The organism is Flavihumibacter sp. (assembly GCF_036676075.1).
Classification (GTDB): domain Bacteria; phylum Bacteroidota; class Bacteroidia; order Chitinophagales; family Chitinophagaceae; genus Flavihumibacter.
The window spans coordinates 1-5,368 of record NZ_JAKFDQ010000014.1; the positions used below are offsets into that span (position 1 = coordinate 1).

General features: G+C 43.5%; 2 protein-coding genes. Both read left to right on the forward strand.

All coding sequences use genetic code 11. The features are described from left to right. The coding region (locus tag V6M43_RS14735) for a SusC/RagA family TonB-linked outer membrane protein (protein ID WP_332736536.1) at window positions 1-3,072 on the forward strand (3,072 nt) is incomplete at its 5' end. Between the two features lie 11 nt (window positions 3,073-3,083). Continuing rightward, on the forward strand, window positions 3,084-4,952 hold the full coding sequence (locus V6M43_RS14740; RefSeq protein ID WP_332736538.1) for a RagB/SusD family nutrient uptake outer membrane protein: 1,869 nt from the start codon (window positions 3,084-3,086) through the stop codon (window positions 4,950-4,952). Window positions 4,953-5,368: the final 416 nt, after the last annotated feature.

The following is a 5,368-nucleotide window of genomic DNA, read 5'->3' on the forward strand; positions in this document are numbered from 1 at the left end:
AGTGTTATTCAAAAAGGAACTGCCAATGGCACTGTTACTTCAGAAAAAGGGGACTTCAGCATTACGGTGCCTTCCAATGCCGTTTTAATTTTTTCAACCGTTGGATTTGAAGACCAGGAACTTGCTGTTGGCGACAAATCAACCGTCGGTATTCAATTAAAAGCATTGCCCCAGCACCTTACCGATGTGGTAGTGGTAGGGTATGCTACGCAAAAGAAAGTGACTGTTACCGGAGCTGTAACACAAGTTAAAGGCGCTGATCTTGACAAGTCACCAACAGTGAACCTTTCCAACTCGCTTGCCGGAAGATTGCCCGGTATCACAGCAATGCAGCGGAGTGGTGAGCCCGGTTATGACGGTTCCACAATTCGCATCAGGGGCACTAACACATTGGGGAATAGTAGCCCATTAGTCGTTATTGATGGAGTACCTGAACGTTCTGGCGGACTCGAACGTTTAAATCCGGCCGATATAGAAAGTATGTCGGTTTTAAAAGATGCGTCTGCCGCAATTTATGGGGCAAGGGCGGCAAATGGAGTTATTTTGATTACAACTAAACAGGGTAAGGTTGGAAAGCCTGTAGTATCGTACGATTTCAATAAGGGTTGGCTGCAACCGACTGTTATACCCAAGATGGGGAACTCTTCACAGTATGCCGAACTATTAAATGAGCAGTCTATGTTTCAAAATGTTCCCTATCAGGAATGGGGTGCTGCATGGCAGGCATTTCAAACCACAGGCTCTTATACAAAACTTGACGGGAATAAAGTAAATGCATATTATACTCCAGCTGACGTAGCAAAATATGCTGACGGTTCAAGTCCGCTGACACATCCTAATACTGATTGGTATAAAACCGTTTTTAAAAATTGGTCAAGTCAGCAGCAGCACACCCTGCAAGTAAGTGGAGGAACAGAGAATGTGAAGTACCTTACTTCTCTTGGTTATCAGCAACAGGATGCCTACTATAAGAACTCTGCAACGGGCTATAAGCAGTATGATATAAGATTAAATCTTGAGGCTAAGATAAACAGGTACATTACTACAAACATCGGTATAACAGGTCGTGAAGAATATCGTTATTTTCCCACATCCAGTGCCGGGTCAATATTCAGGATGCTCGTACGGGGAAAACCTACTGAAGTTGCAGTATGGCCCAACGGACTGCCAGGGCCTGATATTGAAAATGGAGAAAATCCTGTGGTAATTACCACCGGAGCAACAGGGTACGACAGAAACCGCAGGGACTACATTCAAACAAATGGCCAGGTGGAAATTAGAAACCCGTGGGTAGCAGGGTTAAAGCTCACTCTTCAGGGTGCGGCAGATAAATATATCGGGCGTACCAAGCGTTTCGCTACTCCGTGGTCATTGTATACCTGGGATAAAGTATCCTTTGAAGCTGATGGTGTAACTCCGAAGCTTACCAGAACGGTTCGTTCTACTTTCACTGATCCACAACTGACTCAATCTGATGAAGCGGAACTACGCACTAACCTGATGGCCATGCTTAATTTTGATCGAACGTTTAGTGATGATCATACCGTTGGTGTTATGGCTGGTTTACAGAGAGAGGCGAGAGAAGGAGATAACTTCTTTGCCTTCAGACGAAATTTTATTTCGCCCAACCTGGATGTTTTAGATGTGGGTGGAACAGCTCAGCAGAATGTCGGAGGATCTGCTTATAAACGGGCCCGTTTAAGTTATTTTGGTCGTGCTGCCTATAATTTTAGAGAAAAATACCTGGCTGAATTTCTCTGGCGCTATGATGGCTCATATATTTTTCCTGAATCTGGCAGATTTGGTTTCTTCCCCGGTGTTTTGATCGGTTGGAATATTACAAAAGAAGATTTTATGCAGCATATAAGCTTCCTGAATAATTTAAAGCTTCGGGCTTCCTATGGTCAAATGGGTAACGACCTTGTTGAATTTAATGGCGTATTGCAGGAATATGCATTTCTGTCTTTGTACTCCCTGGGCTCAAGAGTGGTTAATGGGCAGGTTGTCCGGTCGTTAACAGAACCTCGTGTTTTCAATCCTGACTTTACCTGGGAAGTAGCTAACAATGCTAATATTGGTCTCGAAGGCGCTATATTCGATAACAAAGTGTTTTTCGAGTTTGATGTATTTAAGAATGAGCGGAAGCAAATCCTTATTCCACGTTCAGGTTCAACGCCTCAAAGCTCAGGTATTTCCTTGCTGCTACCTCCCGTGAATGCCGGGCAAGTTAATAATAGTGGTTTTGAATTTAATGTGGGGTATAACGGGCGGGTAAGTGATGTGGTGTTTAAAGTAAGTGCAAACGGAGCCTACACAAAGAATAAAATAGTGTTCTGGGATGAAAACCCGGGAGTGCCGGCGCATCAGCGGGCTACGGGCCATCCTTTCGGCACAAACGGACAGGCTTTCCTGGCCTACCAATATGATGGAGTGTTTAAAGATGCAGCAGAAATTGCAGCAAATAAAATTGACTATAGCGCAGCTACAGGCAGTCTCCGTCCGGGTGACATGAAGTTCAAGGATATTTCGGGGCCCGGTGGAAAGCCTGATGGTAAAATCACAGCTTTGGACCAGGTCAGGCTTGATAAAACACGGGACCCAAAATTTACATGGGGTCTTAATTTGAATATATCCTACAAGTCCTTTGATCTTTCGGCACTTTTCCAGGGAGCTGCAGGAGGTTTCCAGTTGATAAACTTCAATGAAACCGGCGAATTTGGTAACTGGCTAAACTATAGCTACAATAACCGATGGTCGGTTAACAATCCCAGCAGCGTGCATCCCAGGCTGGTAAGCCGCACAAATACTTACTATACCGGAGGTTTTCGCAATAACACTTATTGGCTTAGAAGTAATAATTATATGCGGTTTAAGAATTTTGAATTGGGATACACTCTTGGTTCCGATATAGGGCGCAAAATTGGTATCAGCCGGTTCAGGGTTTATGCAAGCGGGTTAAACCTGATTACCTGGGAAAAGATGAAAATCTGGGACCCCGAAGGAACTGCTGAAAATGGCTATGTTTATCCACAGTCGAGAATTCTAAGCTTGGGCGCAAGAGTAACTTTCTAAATAATACTACTATGAAGAAGAAGATAACATATATAAATATTCTGTTTTTAGTATCGGTAGGTTTTTTATTTACCGCATGTAAAAGGGACTTTTTAAATACTTACCCTGCTAACCAGGCTCCTTCCAGTATAACCTGGACCGATCCTGCTTTTGCACAGGCATTTGTTCACGGCATTTATGGCGGCTTGTATGAAGGTGGGTTTGACGAGCAAATGCTTGCCTGTATTACCGACGAAGCAATATTTACCCATGCTGGTCGTGGCATAAATACTATCAATGAAGGCACTTTAAATCCTTCAAACGAAGGTTGGGTAAACCGGCATACCAGTTGGCTTGACATGTATAATTTTATTCGTCGGGCTAATCTGGCGATGGAGGGTTTACCAACCGCTACCTTCGATGACGCTACGTTAAAACAAAGGTTGGAGGGAGAGACACGCTTCTTAAGGGCATACTACTATCACCAGTTGCTTCGCTTCTATGGAGGCGTTCCCATCATTAAAAAATCATATGGCCTGAACGAAGATTACAAGTTACCCCGGAACACCTATGCTGAAGTAAGCGCTTTTATTCTGAATGATCTTGATTCAGCTTACTTGTTGTTAAAGGGCAAAACAAGAGTAAGAGGTAACGCTTCGGATCTGGCCGTCCTTGCGTTAAAGTCACGGCAACTACTATATGACGCCAGCGATTTGCACGATATGCCAACTGCTAAGGCTAAATCGACTGTGTTGGCTGCATTTGCAAATCCGGAGCTTTTGGGTTTTGTAAGCGGGGACCGGGTAGCCCGGTGGACAGCTGCGAGAGATGCTGCAAAAGCAGTGTTGGATCAAGCCGGATCTGGTTATAAAACTGATCTGACAGCACCCGTTACATTTGACGAAGGCAAAAAAAATTATCTGACTATCGCCATGGCTGGTGGAAGCAAACACCCCGATGCCAATCCGGCCATTACCTCAACAAAAGAAATAATATTTGAAAGGACTTTTAGTCCTGATTTAAATGAAGGAGCTCAGCAGCACGGCCTTCGTCAGGGACCTAATGGCTACAACAACTGGGCAGGTAATACACCGATCCAGGAATTGGTAGATGACTATGAAATGATGGACGGTTCGAAGTTTGACTGGAGTAATCCCGCACATAAGAGTGATCCCTATGAAAACAGGGAACCCCGTTTTTATGTGTCCATACTTTATGATGGTGCACCCTGGAAACCCCGTGGCAGAACAGCCGATCCTGCTAATGAAATACAAACCGGAACTTATTTTGTTAATGGAACTAAAATTAACGGTATTGATACCCGGCAGAGTACAATAGAAAACTGGAACGGCAGCTTTTCAGGTTATTATTTCAGGAAATTTATTGATCCTGATCCAAACCTTCGTGATAACACGGGGCGTCAATATATTCCGTGGGCTTACTTCCGATATACAGAAGCTATTTTTAACTATGTGGAGGCATGCATTGAACTGGGGCAGGAAGATGAAGCCCGCACCTGGTTAAACAAGATAAGATTCAGGGCAGGTATGCCTGCAATCACTGAATCCGGCGATGCACTCAGGCAGCGTTATCGAAACGAAAAAAGAATAGAAATGGCCTTTGAAGAACAACGCTATTTTGATGCGAGACGCTGGATGATAGCTCCTCAAACACTGGGTAGGCAAACAACCTATATTCAAATTGAAGGTGTACTGAAAGCAGGTGCAACGGCTCCTTCTCCCTATCGTAAGGATAAGACAAAATTTGACTACACCTATCTGCCAGTTGTAAATAACGGCCTTGAAAAACGGACCTGGGTAGATAAGATGTATTTCCGCCCGATTAGACTAGACGAAACTCAACGTAACAATTTGTTGATACAAAATCCTGGCTACCAATAGCAGCCAAAGGTTGAAGCAAAAAATCTATGCCGCCTTTGTTGGTGGCATAGATTTTTTCATTAAATAGCAACACTACAACCCGCACATATTGCTTTAACTTTTCGTGAATTTTTAAACATAAACACTTGCTTCAGTCCAGAGAATTTCACTTGTTTCTTTTGAATTGTTCGTTGATTGCTTTAATTGTTTCCTGCCGAAATTCGACCCAGGATAAAAGCGAGAACCATTTATTTGCCTTACTTCCCGCAGAGCAAACGGGTGTCCATTTTCAAAACACTCTTACAGAAGGCTTAAACACTAACATCCTGATGTATGAATATTTCTACAACGGTGGTGGTGCAGCTGCTGGTGATTTTAATAATGACGGGTTGGTTGATCTTTATTTCACCTCCAACATGAGTGATAATAAATTTTAC

Coding starts and splice junctions, on each gene's coding strand:
- V6M43_RS14740 (WP_332736538.1), top strand. CDS start 3,084: ATGAAGAAGAAGATAACATATATAAATATTCTGTTTTTAGTATCGGTA.